Origin of the sequence: Adhaeretor mobilis, from assembly GCF_007741515.1 — a bacterium.
Taxonomy (GTDB): Bacteria; Planctomycetota; Planctomycetia; order Pirellulales; family Lacipirellulaceae; genus Adhaeretor; species Adhaeretor mobilis.
The window spans coordinates 1,462,683-1,480,941 of sequence record NZ_CP036263.1 but is presented as its reverse complement, the minus strand read 5'-3'; the positions used below and the strand labels follow the sequence as shown (position 1 = coordinate 1,480,941).

Annotated in this window: 15 protein-coding genes and 1 tRNA gene; 5 read left to right on the top strand and 11 right to left on the bottom strand. The window is 56.1% G+C overall.

Going from position 1 to position 18,259, the window contains the following annotated elements:
* Positions 1-97: 97 nt before the first annotated feature.
* Positions 98-1,192 (bottom strand): ParB/RepB/Spo0J family partition protein, encoded by a 1,095-nt coding sequence (locus HG15A2_RS05830; RefSeq protein WP_218932348.1) that lies wholly within the window; start codon positions 1,190-1,192, stop codon positions 98-100.
* Positions 1,185-1,931, bottom strand: coding sequence for a ParA family protein (locus HG15A2_RS05825; protein WP_145058733.1), 747 nt, complete (start codon positions 1,929-1,931; stop codon positions 1,185-1,187). The genes HG15A2_RS05830 and HG15A2_RS05825 overlap by 8 nt, the downstream gene beginning before the upstream one ends.
* A 253-nt stretch (positions 1,932-2,184) precedes the next feature.
* Here HG15A2_RS05825 and HG15A2_RS05820 point away from each other — a divergent pair, with 253 nt between their 5' ends.
* Both HG15A2_RS05820 and HG15A2_RS05815 read left to right on the top strand, forming a co-directional pair.
* Positions 2,185-3,195, top strand: a complete 1,011-nt coding sequence (locus tag HG15A2_RS05820) for a hypothetical protein (protein WP_145058731.1) — start codon at positions 2,185-2,187, stop codon at positions 3,193-3,195.
* 19 nt (positions 3,196-3,214) lie between these two features.
* Positions 3,215-3,967, top strand: a complete 753-nt coding sequence (locus HG15A2_RS05815) for a hypothetical protein (RefSeq protein WP_145058730.1) — start codon at positions 3,215-3,217, stop codon at positions 3,965-3,967.
* 241 nt (positions 3,968-4,208) lie between these two features.
* Here HG15A2_RS05815 and HG15A2_RS05810 read toward each other — a convergent pair whose 3' ends face one another.
* The 4 genes from HG15A2_RS05810 to HG15A2_RS05795 form a co-directional block, all read right to left on the bottom strand.
* Positions 4,209-5,561, bottom strand: a complete 1,353-nt coding sequence (locus HG15A2_RS05810; RefSeq protein ID WP_145058728.1) for a DUF1015 domain-containing protein — start codon at positions 5,559-5,561, stop codon at positions 4,209-4,211.
* Positions 5,562-5,753: 192 nt separating this feature from the next.
* Positions 5,754-7,085: an MBL fold metallo-hydrolase gene (locus HG15A2_RS05805; RefSeq protein ID WP_218932347.1), complete on the bottom strand. Its 1,332-nt coding sequence runs from the start codon at positions 7,083-7,085 to the stop codon at positions 5,754-5,756.
* A 155-nt stretch (positions 7,086-7,240) separates the two neighbouring features.
* On the bottom strand, positions 7,241-8,617 hold the full coding sequence (gene ahcY, locus HG15A2_RS05800; protein WP_145058723.1) for an adenosylhomocysteinase: 1,377 nt from the start codon (positions 8,615-8,617) through the stop codon (positions 7,241-7,243).
* Positions 8,618-8,864: 247 nt separating this feature from the next.
* Positions 8,865-9,545 carry a phosphoribosylanthranilate isomerase gene (locus tag HG15A2_RS05795; protein ID WP_145058721.1) on the bottom strand — a complete coding sequence of 227 codons (681 nt, stop codon included), beginning with the start codon at positions 9,543-9,545 and terminating at the stop codon, positions 8,865-8,867.
* 212 nt (positions 9,546-9,757) lie between these two features.
* On the opposite strand from HG15A2_RS05795, the gene HG15A2_RS05790 reads away from it, so the two are divergent.
* The 3 genes from HG15A2_RS05790 to HG15A2_RS05780 all read left to right on the top strand — a co-directional run bounded on the left by HG15A2_RS05790 (position 9,758) and on the right by HG15A2_RS05780 (position 12,772).
* Positions 9,758-11,578, top strand: coding sequence for an ExeA family protein (locus HG15A2_RS05790; protein ID WP_145058719.1), 1,821 nt, complete (start codon positions 9,758-9,760; stop codon positions 11,576-11,578).
* A gap of 83 nt (positions 11,579-11,661) precedes the next feature.
* Positions 11,662-12,597 (top strand): SDR family oxidoreductase, encoded by a 936-nt coding sequence (locus tag HG15A2_RS05785; RefSeq protein WP_145058717.1) that lies wholly within the window; start codon positions 11,662-11,664, stop codon positions 12,595-12,597.
* A gap of 101 nt (positions 12,598-12,698) precedes the next feature.
* A tRNA-Ile gene (locus HG15A2_RS05780) sits at positions 12,699-12,772 on the top strand.
* A 375-nt stretch (positions 12,773-13,147) separates the two neighbouring features.
* Here the strand turns inward: HG15A2_RS05780 and HG15A2_RS05775 are convergent.
* The 5 genes from HG15A2_RS05775 to HG15A2_RS05760 form a co-directional block, all read right to left on the bottom strand.
* Positions 13,148-14,101 (bottom strand): hypothetical protein, encoded by a 954-nt coding sequence (locus HG15A2_RS05775; protein ID WP_145058715.1) that lies wholly within the window; start codon positions 14,099-14,101, stop codon positions 13,148-13,150.
* 559 nt (positions 14,102-14,660) lie between these two features.
* Positions 14,661-14,870 carry a hypothetical protein gene (locus HG15A2_RS05770; protein ID WP_145058713.1) on the bottom strand — a complete coding sequence of 70 codons (210 nt, stop codon included), beginning with the start codon at positions 14,868-14,870 and terminating at the stop codon, positions 14,661-14,663.
* 128 nt (positions 14,871-14,998) lie between these two features.
* On the bottom strand, positions 14,999-15,166 hold the full coding sequence (locus tag HG15A2_RS23805; RefSeq protein ID WP_218932346.1) for a hypothetical protein: 168 nt from the start codon (positions 15,164-15,166) through the stop codon (positions 14,999-15,001).
* An 81-nt stretch (positions 15,167-15,247) separates the two neighbouring features.
* A complete protein-coding gene (locus tag HG15A2_RS05765; protein WP_145058711.1) occupies positions 15,248-16,348 on the bottom strand; it encodes a hypothetical protein in 1,101 nt (366 codons plus the stop codon).
* Complete coding sequence (locus tag HG15A2_RS05760; protein ID WP_218932345.1) at positions 16,341-18,170, bottom strand: HSP90 family protein; 1,830 nt, start codon at positions 18,168-18,170, stop codon at positions 16,341-16,343. Before HG15A2_RS05760 ends, HG15A2_RS05765 begins: the two co-directional genes overlap by 8 nt.
* Positions 18,171-18,259: the final 89 nt, after the last annotated feature.

The following is an 18,259-nucleotide window of genomic DNA, read 5'->3' as shown; positions in this document are numbered from 1 at the left end:
GATAATAGTCGCATGCCTGGCTGGGAACAAGTAGTCAGTATACGCATGTACAAAATACACTGTGCCGCTTGCGGCTTATAGCCGACTGCTGCCAGAACTATGCCACTTCACCCTGAAACGACTCTGCACCTGTCAGCAAGGTTCGCAGGCGATCGAATTCCTCCGCACTGGCAAAGTTGATCGTGATCTTCCCTTTGCCCTTGGCGTTCTGCTTGATATCCACCTTGGTGCCGAGCGCCAGCTTGAACTCTTCTTCCAGGGCCTTTTGCTGGGCACCCGGCTGGAGCTTGGTGGTCTTTGTTTTTCCATCGGCACCAACGACCGAGAGCAAATCGCCATCGGAACCGCGGACGAATTCGCTGACCGCTTGCTCGGTGGCTCTCACAGAGAGCGACTCGCTGGCGATCCGGCGGGCAAACTTGGTTTGCTCCGCTTCATCTCCCAGTGGTAATAAAGCACGACCGTGGCCAGCGGAGATGTCGCCTTTCTCAATGAGGCTCTTCACCTTCTGGGGCAACTCCAAGAGGCGAATCAAGTTGGCGACCGTGGAGCGATCGACGTTCACTCGGGCGGCCAGTTCATCTTGGGTGCAGTGGTACTTGCTGAGGTACTGCTGGAAGGACGCGCCTTTTTCGATCGCGTTAAGATCCTTCCGTTGGATATTTTCCACGATGGCCAGCTCGGCCATCTGGCGATCGTCCACATGGCGAACTTGCACGGGGACGCGTTCCCAACCGGCCATTTGGGCAGCACGCAATCGGCGCTCGCCGGCGATGAGCTGATAACCGCCCTCGGCGGGTCGGACGACTACCGGTGCTAGGAATCCGTGCGTGCGAATGCTGTCGCACAAGTCGGCGATTTCCGCTTCGTCAAAAGTCGTACGCGGCTGATACGGGTTGCGATTCACCGAGCCGACTTCCAGCCATTGTTGGCCATCGTCGCTGCGCGTGAGATCGGGACCTGCACCTTCCGGTGCAGAAGTTTGAATTTCTGCTGAACGGGTCTCTGGTGGCTGATCCGCTTGTGATTCGATACTACTATACTGTTCGCTCGAATCAGCAGCAGTTCTTGGCTCGCTGGTAGCTTGCCCAGTATCGATTTCTTTGCCGCCGTCACTAGGCGTTTCTGGCGCATCAAAAGTGCGTCCCAACAGGGCTTCCAATCCTCGTCCTAGTCGTCGTTGGTTAGACACGTTCCAGCACCTCCTGGCAAAGTTCGACGTACGCTCGAGCACCTCGTGAACGGGGTGCATAATCCATCACGCTGCGCCCGTGACTGGGCGCTTCGCTGACGGCGACGTCTCGTGGTATCACGGTATGAAAAACGATTTCGCCGAAGAACTCTCGCACTTCACGATCGACCTCGGCGGTCAATTCCAATGCCGTGTCGTACATAGTGAGCAAGATCCCTCCAAACTCTAATCGGCTTTCAGGCCTGTCCATCGTTTGTCTGATTATGCCGATCATCTGGGTTAATCCCTCCATGGCGAAATACTCGCACTGAATCGGCATCAACACTTCGCTAGCACTCGAAAGCGCGGTGCGGGTGAGCGGACCTAGCGAAGGTGGGCAATCAATGAGCACCGTGTCGAAAGAGCCCAAGCTGCCCGCCAGATGGGCTGCTAGCATGCGTGAGCGGGTGTCCGACGAATTCGCTAGTGCATCGACATCCTCGAAACTTCGCGCGCCGGGCAGTAGCGAGAGATTCTCTAAGTAGGTGTCGCGAAACGATTCTCGAAGAGGTTTCGTGTCGATCAGGGCGTGGCGTTCGTCTGGCTCGTGCCCGAGTCCTGTAGTGGCGTTGCACTGGGGGTCGAGATCCGCCAGCAGTGTTTTTTGTCCAGCGACAGCTAAGCCGCAAGCGATGTTCAGCGCAGTGGTCGTCTTGCCGACGCCCCCTTTTTGATTCGCAATGCAGATGACGCGGGACATTTTGAGAGCCGAGAGTCTAGGGTCGAGAGACTAGGGGGATGAAACTAGAGCCAAGTAACCAATGGAAAGCGGTATCGTTAGCCGACGAGCTTGCTCGCCGCGCGGTACGCAGTTGCTAGCAGGCCTGCAACTCTGGGCTCGGATTGTACGAGTCGCGACGAATACCCGGAACGCCATTCTGACCGTGATTCTGGTGCTAGCGAGCTATCTTTAGGTAGCGATTCGCATCTTTGATTCTATCCGTTAGAGCCATATGAGTATTTCCCATCCACTTACTGATTCTGAGCGCGAAGTGCTAGCAGAGTATCGCCGTGCGCACCCGCGGAAGATGCCTCCGCAGTATTCGCTGCGCTGGATGTTCATGCTCACGACATGCGTTGCTCTAGCCGCGGCGTTGGCGGCGAGGACGCATGTGTCGCTGGTTGTGGTTTTGGTGATCAGCCTGGCGATGTTCTCCTGGTGCCGTCGGAAGAATCGCGAGCGCAAAACCGTGGAACTGGAAGTTCTCGATCAAGCCGGAAGAATGGCGGCGAAGATGCTAGCGGTTGAAGCAACGGTTGAGAATTCCGATGATCCGCTTGTGCGTAGCCTGTTGGCGAGTTTTAAGGAAGATCACCGCGGGGAGAACTTGCTGGCAGCATGGTTCGGTACGGTGCTCGCGGGGACCGCGTATCCGATCTTCATGGCTGGGCTGGCTGTCCTACAGGGACAGGACTACGGAATTCTGGGTGCTGCATTTTGCGCGGCTATTGGCGGATTCCTGATCACCTCATTCTTGGCGCTCCCGGCTATGGCTGGCGTAGGAGCATTGCTTTACTTCACCGGCTTGCAGGGAACGCGGTTTGCGATTGGCTCGCTCGTTGGCGGGGGGACTGGTCTGCTGGCAATTAGCATCATGACCAAGGAGATGTCACGCCATCCAAGCGAGTTCTACGCCGCCTGCGGCGTAGCCGTTTTGCTGGGCCAACTGGGCGGAGTGTGGGCAGTGCGCCGGGCGAGTAGCCAGAAAACGCAACGCATTCTCAATCCGAATTGCCAGCCCCGGAAGCACCACTTTCGTCTGCGTCAGATGCTCATGCTCACGACGCTGGCGGCCGTTGGCTGTGCGGGGCTTTCTCGCTTGGAGCTCAACGAAGAACAGCTACTGGTGGGATGTGTGAGCGGGGCCTGGCTGATGGGCACTATTTTCATTGAGGCTCGGTGGTCGGTAGTTCGGGGCGAGCGTGAAAATGTGAAATCCCTGAGGACGAAGGCGGTATCATAGGGTTACGGAAGTATCGCCTATGGAATTGCCAAAAATAGAACAGCCTTCGATCAGTGCCGGCGCGTCCTCTCACAGCCCCACTCAAGAGGCACGCGAACTCTTTAGCAAGCCTGATAGAGATCGGCTGCTCCCGGCCGGCGTCGTGGGAATTGCATTGGCAGGCGGGCTTTATCCGCTCGCTTTCGTGACATTGGTGTTTATTCACGATGGTCCTCCCAAGATGAACCAGGGTGTGAACGTGTTTGGGTCGATATTGCTCGGCTGCCTTTTCGGGTTCTTCATTGGATGCCTTTACGCTTTTGTCGTAGGAGGACTCCTGATGATGGTGGCGGTCGTAGCCGCCAAGTTGCTTTCCGCCCAATACGAGAAGCCGTGGTTGGCGTCGGTCCTAGGCGGTTGCGCGGGGCTGATCTGCACAATGCCGCCTATCAGTTACGACGCAAGACCAGAGCCGATAGCGTTTGTCGCAATGAGCATTGCCGTTGTTATGGGACAGATCGGCGGAGCCTGGGGCGCGGAATTGCGTAGAAGGAAACTGTCGATTCAGCTACCTACAAGTGGGGGCTTGGCCCATTTCAGCCTGAAACAGATGCTCATACTCACTGCGGAGTTGAGCGTGCTATTCGCGTTCCTGTCGGCTCTCCAATTCTCGAATCCAACCTACTGGGCGATTTTGACTTGTGGGGTGTGGTTGGCAGCGAGCACAGGAGCTTGGAAGTTATGGAGAACTTATAGAGATAGAAACCTCACGGCGGCCAAGGCCGACGGCTAACGTGAGCGAGTGCAGCTTGGGGATGTGTTGGGTATGTCGGAGCCACTTGTTCCACGTGAAACATCTTACCAAGTCAACTCATTTTACGTGTTTCACGTGAAACACGCAGGTGGTGCAATTCGCTTGGTCGTTTCACGTGAAACGTGCCAAGGGGAAAGGAAGAGAGCGGAAAGGGGACTTGCCAGATTGGACATTCTTTCCGAGAGGTCCGCCTTCCTCCTTCCGCCCTCCCCCCTTGGAGCTACTCCAGCGGATTCAAGACTAGACCGCTGAGCAGCTTCGGATAGAAGAACGTACTCTTGGCAGGCATCCTTTCACCGGCGTTGCTGATCGCGCGGATGTGCTCCAAGGTAGCGGGCATCACGAGAGCACCCAGCTCGAAGCGAGCGCCGCTGCCCTCTTGGCCGGTGAGATCCCGCCCGGCGGTGTCGCCCTCTTTGAGGCCCACGGGAACCTCGTCGAGAGTTCGCACGTACTTCGGAGCGGGGATGTCGGTGGCGCCGAGGAGCGTTTCCACGATTAGCTTGTGCAGGATGCTTACGCCCAAGCCCTGCCAAGCTTCGCACTGGTCGCCGGCCACTTCAGCCATTTTCGCACGACCTGCCTTGGTGAGCCGCACAATCGTCCAGCGTTCATCTTCAGCGGTGTAGAGCGCAAGCGTGGCCTGGTCGTCCTCGATTTCGATTTCGTCCCACAGCTCGATCGCCTCGTCAGGGCCTTCGCCGGCGGGTGAACAGGTGAACGAGTCGCCCAGCTTTTCGATCAGCTGCTTGGCCGTCATGGCACCGATACCGCGGAACAGACGATGAGTGGGAAGCACCAGCATTCCAGGGTCGTTCATCGAGACGCACATCATCAACACGAAATTAGCGGGGTGCTCACTATCAAAACTATCCCCCATTTCTGCCGCCAGTTCATCGCGATAGTTGCAGGCGGTTTCGTAGCGGTGATGACCGTCGGCAATGTAGACTGGTCGGCCCCCCATGGCGGCGGTGACTTCCTGAATGACGCTAACATCGGTCACGGGCCACAAGCTGTGCTTCACGCCGAGGTGGTCGGTCGCCTGCAACGGAGTCACGCCCACGATAGCCGCTTCGAGCAAGTTCTGGGCGACGTTCTCAGGATCTGGGTAGAGTCCAAAAATCTGGCTGAGGTTTGCCTTGCAATGCTTCCACAGCTTCAACCGGTCGGCCTTCGCACCGCCGTGAGTCTCTTCATGGGGATGAATATCGCCCTCGCCGAAACGCTCTAATCGAGTACGACACATAAAGCCACGACGGGTAAATGTTTGTCCGCCTTCTTCGAACTCTTGGTGATAGACGTAGATCGCCGGGTCTGCTTCGGTGAACAGCACCTTCTCGCTCAGCCAGTTCTTGAGGAACTTGGCGGCCCGCGTGTAGCGATTCGACGTGTCGTCGTCGCCCGGCTCATCGCGATTGAGAATCAATCGTACGGAGTTGTTTGGGTGCTTGTTGTACAATTCCTCTTGGAGCTCAGGATCGATCACATCGTAGGGCGGGGCGATTACATCAGAGAGGGAACCGACGTGACCAAGATCGTAACGGATACCGCGGAAGGCTGAGATATTTGGCATATTTCAAAGGGGGAAGGCGAGGGAGGAAGGGGGAATGCAATCGATGTCACTTAGCCCCCCGGCGCGAGCCGTGGGGCTAGGAGCCGTTATCAACGCCATCATAAGGGAAGACTGCGCAAGAAAAGAACCCCCAGCATGCGCCGGAGGCTAGGGGTTTTGGAGAATGCTTTGGGCAGACTCTAGCTGTCGGCACTACTCCGCCGGCCAGCCTTCGAGTTCGAACTTCTTCTGCACGTTAGTCGTGTGCTCGGTGAAGTGGCGGTCCATTTGCTCCAGCAATTTGCGAAGCGTCCAACGGCTGCCGGGTGCTTTTTCGTCGAGGTCGATCCCGTCGAGCAGGTACACGAAACGCTGTACGTACGCATTGGCTCGTTGCATCTGACGGGCCTGTTCCGCGCCGTCCCAGTCGGGATGAGCTGGTAAGTAGTCCTTCGGCATTTGCTTAGGATTAAGATCGATGTGTGAGAGGCGAGGATTGACCGTCGCGTAGATCTGAGAGAAGAACCCCAGCTGTCGCCCCATCATGTGCTCGGGGTTCCAGCGTGGCGTGTGCGTGCCGTTGGGGGGTCGCCAGTTCATCTGCTCGATTGAAAGTTTCGCGAAGACATCCTGCGAAGCTTGGCAGGACTCGTCCATCTTCTTCAGCAAGCCGGCCAGTTCTTCGTTGGGCTGCCAGGGCAGATAGTTGAGCAGGACGATCTTGGTGGCTAGCTCTGCATCGGGTTCAGCGGCAGTGACAGCCAAGGTGTTTCCGACGGGACGAAGGATCTCGTACTTCTTCTCGACCGCTTCGAGGAATGGCTCGATCGGCTCCAAAGGGATCTTCAGTACGTCGGTTTTGTAGTGGACAGGAATCACGTAGCGCGGCTTGACCTGTTCGATGATCGCAGCGGCTTGCTTGCCATCGATCGTGTAGACGCCACCAACCGGAATGATAAGCACGTCGACATTGACGAGCGACTCTAGTTGAGCGTCAGTCAATTGCGTTTGGCCCAGGTCGCTCAAGTGAGCGATCCGGACACCATCAATCTTGATGACGAACATTGCTACCGCGCCACGCTCCGTCCCTTGGGAGGCGTCGTGCCAGGCGGGGATCGGAACCGACACGATGGCAGTCGATGCGATAGGAAGCGTCTTCACGATTTCCGTCTCAAATTGTCGCCACTCAGCGGCTTCCACATTCATTTGGCGAGAAAGAATGCCTGTGCTTTCCTCAGCCGCACCCTGCTCGTCTAACCCGTGAACAACCTTTGGCCCCCCCTTCACAGCATCCACGTTGTTGTGGTCGGAATGCTCATGGGTCACTAGTACCAAGTCCGCGGTGAGGTCGGGTACCTCGTAGCCGATCTTGTCGTTGTACGGATCGATGACCACCGAAAGGTTCTGCCAAGTCTCAACGGAGACCATACCTTGTCCCCACCAACGTACTGCGACGGGCGGGTTCTCGACATAGTTCTTTTCTCTTGCAGAGCAAAACGGGGCGACGAGCAGCAAGAAAGTGATAGCGAGCAGAATGCGTCTCATCGCGACGATCTCCTTGGGTAGTACTTGGGCGGGCCCACCATCATAACACATCCAATTATATTATCGCGCAAGAAACAACCCTCGGCTTGCGCCGAGGGTTGGTCGTTGGTTCGAGTGCTTAGTCAGCACAACTTGGTTCGCAGAGCGGACCCAACTCAATAGCGATAATGTGCGCTCTTGTAAGGACCCTCGACTGGCACGCCAATGTAGTCGGCTTGTTCTTGGGTGAGCTTGGTGAGCTTCACACCGAGCTTGTCGAGATGCAGGCGGGCGACCTCTTCGTCGAGACGCTTGGGCATCAAATAGACTTGGTTCTCGTAGTCACCCGTGCCATCTTCCTGAGAATCTCGCCACAACTCGAGTTGGGCGAGTACTTGGTTGGTGAACGATGTACTCATGACGAAGCTCGGGTGGCCTGTGGCACAGCCGAGATTCACCAGGCGGCCCTTGGCGAGAATCAGGATGCTGTTGCCAGACTCCTTGAACTTGTAACGATCAACCGCACCGACGTTGGAAGGCTTGATCTCGGTGCGTTCGGCACGGCCGGCGGCGACTTCCTTTTCAAGCCAAGCAATGTCGATCTCCGTATCGAAGTGACCGATGTTGCACAGGATGGCGTCGTTGGCCATCTGCTTCATGTGCTCGCCGAGGATGATGTCCTTATTGCCGGTGGTAGTGACAAACAGGCGACCTTCTTGGCAGGCGTCTTCCATGGTGACCACTTCGAAACCTTCCATCGCGGCTTGCAGCGCGTTGATCGGATCGATCTCTGTGACCAGCACGCGGCAGCCGTAACGCTGCAAGCTGTGGGCGCAACCTTTACCGACATCGCCATAGCCACACACAACGGCCACTTTACCGGCGAGCATGACGTCAGTCGCACGCTTGACGCCATCGGCCAGTGATTCGCGACAGCCATAGAGATTGTCGAACTTGCTCTTGGTGGCACTATCGTTCACGTTGATCGCGGGCACAGCTAAGCGACCCTCTTTAGCAAGCACATCCAGACGATGGATGCCGGCAGTGGTCTCTTCGCTGAGACCTTTGATGTTGCCGAGCAGTTCAGGGAACTTGTCGTGCACCATGGCAGTCAGGTCGCCGCCATCGTCGAGAATCATGTTCAGCGGTTCGCCCGAGGGGAACGCGGTGAGCGTTTGCTCGATACACCAATCGAACTCTTCATCGCTCATACCCTTCCAAGCGAACACGGGAATGCCCGCTTTGGCGATCGCGCAGGCGGCGTGATCTTGGGTGCTGAAAATGTTGCAGCTGCTCCAGGTGACTTCGGCGCCCAGCTCGATGAGCGTCTCGATCAGCACAGCCGTCTGGATCGTCATGTGCAGGCAACCGGCGACGCGGGCACCCTTGAGCGGTTTGTCTTTGCCATACTTCTCACGCAAAGCCATCAGGCCTGGCATTTCGTTTTCGGCGATGTCGATCTCTTTGCGACCGAATGCGGCGAGCTGCTCGAATTCTTGATCGCTAACGTCGACGACTTTGTAAGTAAGGCGGGCGGTTTCTGCTTGGGCCACGATGGCACTCCATTCAATAAGGGAAGGCAAGGGGGGAAGGCTCGATAGGCGGGCTCGCCCTCATGACCTCATACGTCGTATGACCTAGAGGTCAGATGACCTCGCATACTTCAAGCAGCGTTGCACTGCCGATTCGGGGCATTCTACTACGACACCGGCCCGAAAATCAACCTCCGAGACTACTTATATACGCACGAAATCTGTCGTGAATACCCTCGGTGACGTTCCCCGATCCAAAGCTGGCAGACTAACTCCCGCTGCGAGCTGCATCTCGAAACGCTTCCTTGGCGGTGTCCACAAATGTCTGCATTTTCTGTTTGTCTTTCCGACCAGGGGCTTTCTCTACGCCGCTAGCGGTATCCACTGCTGCCGGGCGCACCGTGAGGATTGCCTCGTCTACATTGTCGGGACGTAGGCCACCGGCCAGGATGAGTGGGATATCGCCCAGCCAAATCTTGTGGTCGCCCAGTCCGGCCCAATCGACCGTATCACCTGTGCCGCCGTACTCGTCGGTCGAGCGGGCATCCACGAGCACCGCATCGGGCGCACGTCCAGCAGCGCGGCAAGCTGCGATGTCCTCGCCAATTTTGGTAGGGTCGTCGCCTGCGTCGAGCCGTCGCACTCGGATGATGTCGAACTGGGGATCAATCTTGCTGAGAAATCCCGGCGGTTCGTCTCCGTGGAGTTGCACCCAGGCGAGACCGACCGCTTTGGCAATTCGATGAATCTCATCCACGGGAGTATTCACAAACACGCCGACGCGCTGGGCAATGAGATTTCCTTCGTGCACGATCTCGATAGCCCGGTCCACACTTACTACCCGTGGACTGCGATGGTAAAAGTTCAGCCCGATGGCGTCAGCTCCTGCGTTTACGGCTGACTCGGCATCTTCGGGATTGGTGATTCCACAGATTTTTATCTTAAACACGGCTGCGATTTCTCCACTGATTTCTTTTCCAATCCAGGATGGCTTGCCGCATGGTATACATGCGCACACATTCGGCATCACACGAAACTCAGGCATCGGTATGAAGACAGCTTACCCGTCTTGCCGATTCTACACCACGTAGGCGTGTGTGTTTGGTACCCGCCTACAACCGGCCGCCCGCGTAAAGAAAGATTACCCAGGAATAGGACCCGATGACGACTCCCCCTACTGATGACATGGTTGCTGCTGCCCCCGCAGGCGCTCGGCCCTTTCTCTCTGCTCCTTCCGCCCGCCGCTATTTTCCGGCTAGCACCATCGAAGAATCTCGCCAGCGGATCACGCAGAACGTGCAGCGAGGCTCAGGTGTAGCACTAGTCATTTCTGGAGCCGGCCTGGGCAAGTCGATGCTCCTGGAAGTACTAGCCACTCAGTTCTCTACGGAGCGACCGGTCATCACCTTGGCAGGTGCGCAGCTTTGCACGCGACGAGCGTTGTTGCAAATGATTCTCTTTCAACTGGGATTGCCGTTCAAAGATTTGACTGAGGGTGAACTGAGACTGTCGATTCTATCGCACTTGCAATCGCAAGCTGTCGGCTCCGACTCGCAGGACTCAAGAGCTGGTCTCTTGTTACTGGTTGACGAAGCGGAATCGTTGCCAGTGCGTCTATTGGAAGAACTGCGTGTCCTCACCAACGTGGCGCAAGGCGGCGTGTCGCTGGTTGACTTGGTACTCGCCGGTGGGCCGGCGCTGGAAGAGCAACTCGCCGAGCGCGCAATGGAAGCGCTCAGCCAACGACTTTCGGTGCGTTGCTACTTGTCGCCATTCGGGCGCGAGGAAACTTTTCAGTACGTACGCTCGCAGGTTGCTGCTGTGGACGGCGATCCGGCCAAGTTCTTTACGCAAGATGCGCTCGAAGCCTTGTTTGCCGCAACCGATGGTATTCCGCGTTTGATCAATCAACTGGGCGATCAGCTTGCCTTCTCGGCCGAGCAAACGGGCACACTGCCTATTACTGGCCAAATGGTGCAAGCTGCCTGGGCGGAAATACAACAGCTGCCCGCGCCTTGGAACGTGCAGGACGCTCCCCTCGCTACTACCTCAATGAACGCTTCCTCGATTGAAGTTGGTGAACTGAGCGAGGACATTAGCCCAGTTAATCAAACGATCTCGCTCGGTTCTGACTTGGACGGCTCCGACGACCATCAATGCGATTCGGCGGATTCAAACGTGTTTGAGTTTGGTGGTGAACTGCCTATTGAGGACCACCCCGAGGCGACGGACGAAGCGTTGCCTGCTTCGATTCCGTTCACTTCGACCAAACCGTCGTTGGAGATATCCACCGACGCTACGATCGATGCGACGGAGCGCCTGCTCGCAGAACTCGGCGAGCTCGGTAGTAGCGACATGCCAGCCGCCTTAACTCCATCTCCACAGCCGGCGGTGATTCGCAACTTAGACGGGGTGGAGGAAAGCGACGATGTGATTGGCGATGTCTTCGGCGATGGTTTCCACGAAGAAGAAATCGTAATCGACCAGTACGCCAATTTCGAGTCCGGCATGCTGGCTTTCGCGCCAGACGTCATGAACTTTATGGATCTCGGTTTCGCGCAAGAGCTCGACTTCTATTCCACGACTACCGACGCGCCTATCGAGACGAAGCCCGTACTCTCGACGCTTACCTTCAATGAAACGGACGACGAATTAGACGCGGAGATCGATCCGGAGATCCAAGAGGAACCTGCCGCGGAGTTGGTGATCGAAGACGAAACTTTGGAAGTCATCGAGCCTACTGAACTCGATGAAGTTGAGGATGAATTCACTACTTTGACTGCCAGCTCAGACGAGGAGGACGAATACTGTTTCGTCGAAGCTGCATTGAGCACTCAGGTTGCACCTGCGATGGCCACCGAAACAGTGCCAACGGACAAGAATAAGCTGTTGATTCTCGAGGACGACGGACGCGGTAGTGCGGAAGTTGTGCCTGGCCGTCAGTTCCGGCGACTGTTTAGTACGCTTGAAGCTGGTAGCTAATAGAAGCTACCCAGGTTCTCTTTGCGCGGCTAAGCCGCAAGCGGATTGATTTACTATACTACCCTGCCCTCTTCCTACTACTCATGTCAACTAGCTTGGTCACCGGCGGCGCGGGTTTCATTGGGTCGCACATTGCGAGCGCTCTGGTGGAGCGCGGTGATCGGGTCCGCGTGCTCGACAACTTCTCGACGGGCCAGCAGTCGAACCTCGCCCACATTGCTGATTCCGTAGAAGTGTTCGACGCGGACATTCTCTCTGAAGACGATCTCGATCGCGCGGTGCGTGGTGTGGATGTCGTGTTCCATGAGGCAGCGCTCGCTTCGGTACCGCGGAGCGTAGCCGAGCCGATGCGATCCTTTCAGCAGTGTGCGACGGGCACCGTGATGGTATTAGACGCCGCACGTCGCGCGGGTGTCGAGCGTGTGGTGTTTGCCGCCAGTAGTGCTTGCTACGGTAACCAATCGACCGCTGCCAAGCGAGAAAGCGACCCGGCGACGCCGCTCTCTCCGTACGCCGCCGGCAAAGTCGCCAGCGAAATGTTTCTCAAAGCGTTCGCCGAAAGCTACGGCATGCAAACCGTCGCGCTGCGCTACTTCAATGTGTTCGGCCCGCGCCAAGATCCCGAGGGAGAATACTCGGCTGTGATCCCGAAGTTCGTCACTCGCATGATCTCCGGCGAGCAGCCCATCGTATTCGGCACGGGCCGCCAATCGCGCGACTTTGTCTACGTGGGCGACGTGGTTGCCGCCAACTTGCTAGCCGCCGAAGCTACGGGCGTCGCCGGTGGTGTGTTCAATGTCGGTTGCGGCCGCCAGACGGATTTGCTGGATCTCATCCAGGCAATCAATAACTCGCTCGGCACGAGTTTGGAACCCATCTTCGAGCCGGCCCGCACCGGCGACGTCATGGAAAGCATGGCCGACATCAGTGCCGCAAGGCGCGATCTTGGCTACGAACCACAGATCGATTTCCAAACAGGGTTAGACCTGAGCATTGAATACTATCGCAACGTGGGATAGGCTTGGGAGATTAGGCTTTAGGTGCTTAGGCTGTAGGCTTTAGGATGGGGTTAGCAAACTGGCCCTCTAGTCTCCAGCCTAATTTCCTATGGCCTAACATTGGTCCGGTAGCTCAGTTGGTTAGAGCAGGGAACTCATAATTCCTTGGTCGGGGGTTCGAGTCCCTCCCGGACTACTCTGAAGTCTTGCAATAAGTCGCACTCAGCTGCAAACACTGGAATTGCAGTGTTGTCGCATGGTACGTGAATTCTGCTTTGCGGCTTATTTCTACTTGGTATGGGGCGTTGTTGCACCGCATTATGCAGCGCCTCAAAATCCTCGGAAGCTCCTTGCCGTCTTGCGGAGGTATGGCGGGAAGAGATAACTGCCGATGGCGACTTTGCACAAGACACTGAGGAGCGGTTCAGCAATCCTGAGGGGCTACCCCACTGGCTCAACGCTTCGACCGGCTCGCGACACAATTCGGATTGCAAGAACTTCGAGAACACCAAGCGTGGGCGGTTCTGTGAGCCGGACGAGGGGCGGGCTGTTGGGTTGTGTGAGGGGTGAGCTAACTAGCATCGACTGTTGAACGACCACACAGATTGCGGCGCAGCACCACGACTCCAGCCATTCCGAGCAAGGCTGCCGCATGCAACAGTTGACTGGCTTCTGGGACGCTGACCATCTCCGCATAAAATGCGCCGTCGAGGCTTTTAATGTCGATAGGCCCCGGATAGCCCTCGTCGCCAATATCTAGATACAGAGTCTGATAAAAGCCAATCTCGTAATCAATTGATTGGCCCGTCGTCGCGTCGAACGCCGGTAACTCACCGTCACCCGTGGGCGTCGCCTCACCCGATGTCACTTCGTGGACAATTGTGCCGGCCGCGGTGTCGTAAATGGTCAGCATCCACTCGGCCAAGGGATCGTCGAAACCGCTGAGGTCGAAAGAGTAGGCAATTACATCTTTCTGAAAGTCGATAACCTCGTTTTTGTAGAGTCCTGGAAACGTCAACGATTCGGCAAACTCGCCATTAGGATCGTCAGCATCAAAATCTGCGTCGTAGCGCTGAGCGGAGAGACTGAAAACCGATGAGACGGATGCTGCCACAAAGGCGTATGGCGGCAATGTGCCCGGGGGCAAGGTATCGCTGTAGGACGACTCGGCTGTAAGACGGGAAGAGGAAAATGCTTCGACCGTGCTCACGGCCGGGTCCCAGTAATTGAAAGAGGGGTCGTACGATGAGGCGTCGACCTCGACCTCGGCTGTAACACGGTATTCAGTTCCGGACGAAGGATGAAAATCTTGCGCTTCCGCGTGCTCCTGCGAGGACCAGCCGTATTCATTGGATGAATAGTAGCCACCGAAATTGTGTTCAAAATTGGCTGAGGCGCTCAAGTCTTGCAATTCAAGCCGCAGAACGTGGACTGATTCGGTGACCAAGTCTGCCTTGGCGGACGGTATGAACGCGAGAGTCCACAGGACTAAGCTACTAAGCAATAAAAAAGCAGAAACTCGCATTGGATCTCCTGGAGTTGGATTCCCGGATCGAGACTAATCATGCCCCATCCCCAAACCACGTTATTATAAGTGAACGGTCGGGTTACGCAAGTTGTAGCCGCCTCTTAGGGAACCTGCCCTGGCCACCTCTAATCGATCGGCGGTGGCATTGGACCAATGGTTCCCTAGACGGTGTCGGATTATGGCGTCAGTAAAGTTACCAGACAACCCGCAGCGAGAATTGATCATCGTGGCGACGTCAATCGCCCCGGCGGTCGCTCTACCCACCGGGGCCATTTCAAGTTGTCAAAGAGCACCCTTGCTGCTCTTACACTCGACGATCCGAGTCGTCGCGCTGCCGTTCCAATTCGGCACCCCACCTATCTCTCGGCATCTCAACTCGCACTTCCTCAACAGCCTAGGCCGACCGTCGCCTAGCTTCTTTCGGCGCCTAGCCAGCTCGAATCTTCTCACAAGCCGCTGCAATTCCCTCCGGCGTTGGGTCACAAACTAACGGCACAGCTCACCGCTACAGACCCCGCAGCAAACTAGGATCTATTCCCTCGGTATCGATGTCCACTTACTCAGGCCGCCCACGTGCCTCGCACCACGCATCCAGCACGCCACGAGCATAGAACAACAGCCGCTTGCCGTCTCGCTTCACATGCGGCTCTAAGGCGTGCCCTCGCGCTTCACGATCGAAGTAGTTAACCGTCATGTCCAGCACGTCGGCCATCGCTTGCTTTGTCAGCCACGCATCGGGCCGGGTCGGTTTCTTGGGGTCTGCCATGTTCCGACTAATCGCTTGCCTTGTTGATGACCTCTAAAAAATTGCATACGTGGAAAAATTTCTCGATCGCTACTGGCGTAGCCCCCACGGAGTACCCTTGGGGAGAACCTAGCATCCCCCCGCCCCCCTTACTCCCCCGACCGAACCATCGCCAGGATACCCGCCTTCACGGCTTCAGGGAGCTCTGCCCAGCGTTGGATTAGCTCGGCCAGCTCGGCATCCACCACACCCGATTGTGCGCCAGGCGCGCCGCATTTTGCGCCGCGTTCCTCAGAAATCGCAGTTTCGCTCGGCACGTTCGTATCGCGTTCGAGTCCCTCCCAGACTACTTTTTGATAGCAGCCGCTGGCTGACTTAGACAGCCCTATGTTTTTTGGTTACTCAATGCCAGCTAACTCGCGAGTTTCTGTCATTGCCGCTTTATGCATGCTGTTCCCATTACGGGTGTCAAACTGGTTGGCGAGCTCACTTGCACTGGATCGGAACCACGCAGCAAGTTCTGTGGTGTCGTAGGTGTGGTCATCTCGGTGGCAGGGCAGGAAGCTGGGGAGTCTGAGTTTTCGCTTGCGTTTGGAGTTGTCGGCCACGGCCTCCAAGGTAATTGCCACCGAGTTCTGGAGTTTGAATAGGCTGTTGAAGTTGGCTAAGATGGCCGGTTTTGTAAGGAATCGATCAATCAACTGCATGGCACGCGGGAGATTCCGGATGCTTACCAAATAGATTAGATGCTCTGCTACATCTCTGGCCAAAGCGGGCAGGCCAGAAATCTTGCGAATCCCTTCTCGATGCGTTTGCTCGAGCTCATCACTGCGACGCAGACGCATCAATGGCTGAATGATTGTGGCATAAGTACGATGGGGCACTTCCGTGCATCCGGAAAGCTCGCCCGAAATCAATAACTTTGCCAGTCGAACCGCCTCAGCGTCTTTTTGCAAAGTCGCGTGGTAAGTGACCTCATTGTCGAGCTCGCAAGCGTGACAATCGGCAAGTCCGTCACGCGGCAACAAGTGCCATTGGGTGTAGTAGGTTGCGGCCTCCTCATGGTCTCCGAAATCAAGACGATTAAGGCACTGCAGGTAATTGATGGTGTGCGCGTTGTAGCCTGCATCAATTAACCTCGATTCTAGTTGGTCTTCCATCTGCACTATTTGCGCACGACTAATTCCAGGGTTATTCGGCAGTGCCCGGAGCACCCATTTGAATCTCCAGAGGAGTGTATCGTAATCGAAGTGCGCGTCTGAGCTAGCCATTTTACGGTCGTAGTAGGCTAAGCACCATGCAAAAGCGACCACGGATCGATCGCCAAGGCCAGACCAATTGGCGGCGTCCACCAATTCAATATGGGCCTGGTAGCTCAAATCCTCGCTGCCGGAGAGATCGGCAAGTCGGACAGCCTCCTCAACGAGAGCTACCCGCTCGGGTCCGTAAGGAAGATCAGCAGCATGATCTAGAAGTTGGTAAACATCCGATTCACTCATGCTCACGACCTTCACTTTCCTGAGAGCCCTTCAGCGCATACTCGATAAGACCTAACACGCCCTGGCCCAATAAGGACGACTCCTTGGGGCCCAGTGGGAAGTGCCCAAGGAGCAGCGACTGGATGTACAACATTTCGACCGCGCGTCCGACGAGATTTTTGTCAGAAATTTCTGCAAGTCTTTTGATGAGAGGGTTGTTGTAGTTGAGCGTTAGCTGTGCGTAGGCTGAGGCAGTGGCGTTCTCAGCCACGTTGCCGAGGATGCTTGACCAAAGTTGGTTGGTTTCTTCTTGTGTTTGTTCAATGGAACGCAGGAAGGTTGATGCATCGTTGGCAGTATAGAGCGTGGGTAGTTCAGTAGGACTGAACTTTTGAACCTGAGCGGAGCAGCGGTAGGGCTGCAGAACGAGATCTGCCAATCTCGCAAGGTCGTGAGTTCCATCTCGTTCTTCCAGCGAAAGAGGCTCGAAGGCATCCACGAGTTGTTCGATGTCCACCTGTTCACAGCGACGCTCGGGGAACGCAACAGGCAGCTTTTCCAACAGCTCAGAGTCGTAGGTAAAGCCTGCATTGATGACACAAAAACCCTGCGCCGCCGCCACACTAGAGATTTGTCGGAATTGATCGTAAGTCGGTGAGAATCGAATGAGCGGATCCGTTCTCAAGCATTCGTTGAGTGTCATCCGACCGAGCGAAGTCTCGAATGGGAGCCAACCAATGACAATTCGATAAAAGTCATCGTCATCAACGGCCAGAGCTTTAATGGGCAGGTGGTGAATGGCAAGAATAGCGTCAAGCTTGGCGCGTTCGTACTTCGCCAGTTGCAGAAGATAGCCTCTGATGCATTCGCCGAGCGTTTCCCGTGCTTCGCTGAGTTGCTGATTCTCCAGGAATGATTCACGTGAAGCGGTTGGCTTCAGGCTGGTCGTGTTTACGACGCACCGCACGAAGAACGCCCAAGAAGGAAGTAACTCGTCGATACTTTCCGAAACTAACATTCCTTTGAGGTAGACGCGATGAGCTTGCTTGGCAGGGGCGCTTGCGGCCCTTGGCGAGAGGTAGGCAACGCCTTCAACTCCACCCGCTTCGCTGCTGATGGGAAATACGTCGAGGAAGTCCGTGCCCAGCGTTTCGCGGCCATACTGCAACCACCGTTCCCGCTGCTCTTGGGCGTTAAGGGAAGATGGCAGGCCCCAAGGGGGTTCCTCATTGATCAATTCCTGGCTGCTTCCGGAAGTGACAATAATCGGAGTTGGCAAGTGGGCTCCAAAACGCCGAGCTGCTGCGAGAAAGTTTTCTGGAGAAAAAAGCTCAGAGGCATCCTCCCTTGAACGAAGGAAAACTTGCGTCCCCGGCTCAAGTTCGATATCCAAAGTGCGTAGCGTATAGCTGCCATCCGCCCGCCCACGCCACTCTACAGCAGGGGCATTTTCGTTAACTGACTTGGTAACGACAGCGATTTCGTCAGAGACGACAAATGCGGAGAGAAGCCCAATGCCAAATTGTCCCAGGTAGTCTTCTGCTTCGAGGACGCCCTGCTTGGAAGAATTGCCAATGGTCGCCAGGAACTCGCGAACTTCGCTCTCGCTCAATCCGATGCCATTGTCTTGAATTGTGAGCGTCGCGGGGCCTCCTTTTTGCCCCGAGGCTATTTCGATGCGTACTTCGCCTTGATGGTTGCGCTCATGGGTCTGTCTGGCGGTGATCGCATCATGCGCGTTCTGAAGCAATTCGCGAACGAACACCTGTGGCGTACTGTAGAGATGGTCCGACAAGAGGGCGATCATGCCCCGCAAGTTGACTTGAAACTTGTTTTCTGCCACTTCAATCTTCCGATCACAAAAAAAACGAATCGGGTAATCACAATTCCCTTGATTACAATTTATCGAGCACATCGGCGATTGCAATCACA

Excerpts from the sequence above, each read along its gene's own strand:
- HG15A2_RS05815 (WP_145058730.1), top strand. The coding sequence starts at position 3,215 with ATGGAATTGCCAAAAATAGAACAGCCTTCGATCAGTGCCGGCGCGTCC.
- HG15A2_RS05790 (WP_145058719.1), top strand. The coding sequence starts at position 9,758 with ATGACGACTCCCCCTACTGATGACATGGTTGCTGCTGCCCCCGCAGGC.
- HG15A2_RS05770 (WP_145058713.1), bottom strand. The coding sequence starts at position 14,870 with ATGGCAGACCCCAAGAAACCGACCCGGCCCGATGCGTGGCTGACAAAG.
- HG15A2_RS05805 (WP_218932347.1), bottom strand. The coding sequence starts at position 7,085 with ATGAGACGCATTCTGCTCGCTATCACTTTCTTGCTGCTCGTCGCCCCG.
- HG15A2_RS05820 (WP_145058731.1), top strand. The coding sequence starts at position 2,185 with ATGAGTATTTCCCATCCACTTACTGATTCTGAGCGCGAAGTGCTAGCA.
- HG15A2_RS05785 (WP_145058717.1), top strand. The coding sequence starts at position 11,662 with ATGTCAACTAGCTTGGTCACCGGCGGCGCGGGTTTCATTGGGTCGCAC.
- HG15A2_RS05810 (WP_145058728.1), bottom strand. The coding sequence starts at position 5,561 with ATGCCAAATATCTCAGCCTTCCGCGGTATCCGTTACGATCTTGGTCAC.
- HG15A2_RS05775 (WP_145058715.1), bottom strand. The coding sequence starts at position 14,101 with ATGCGAGTTTCTGCTTTTTTATTGCTTAGTAGCTTAGTCCTGTGGACT.
- HG15A2_RS05765 (WP_145058711.1), bottom strand. The coding sequence starts at position 16,348 with ATGAGTGAATCGGATGTTTACCAACTTCTAGATCATGCTGCTGATCTT.
- HG15A2_RS05825 (WP_145058733.1), bottom strand. The coding sequence starts at position 1,931 with ATGTCCCGCGTCATCTGCATTGCGAATCAAAAAGGGGGCGTCGGCAAG.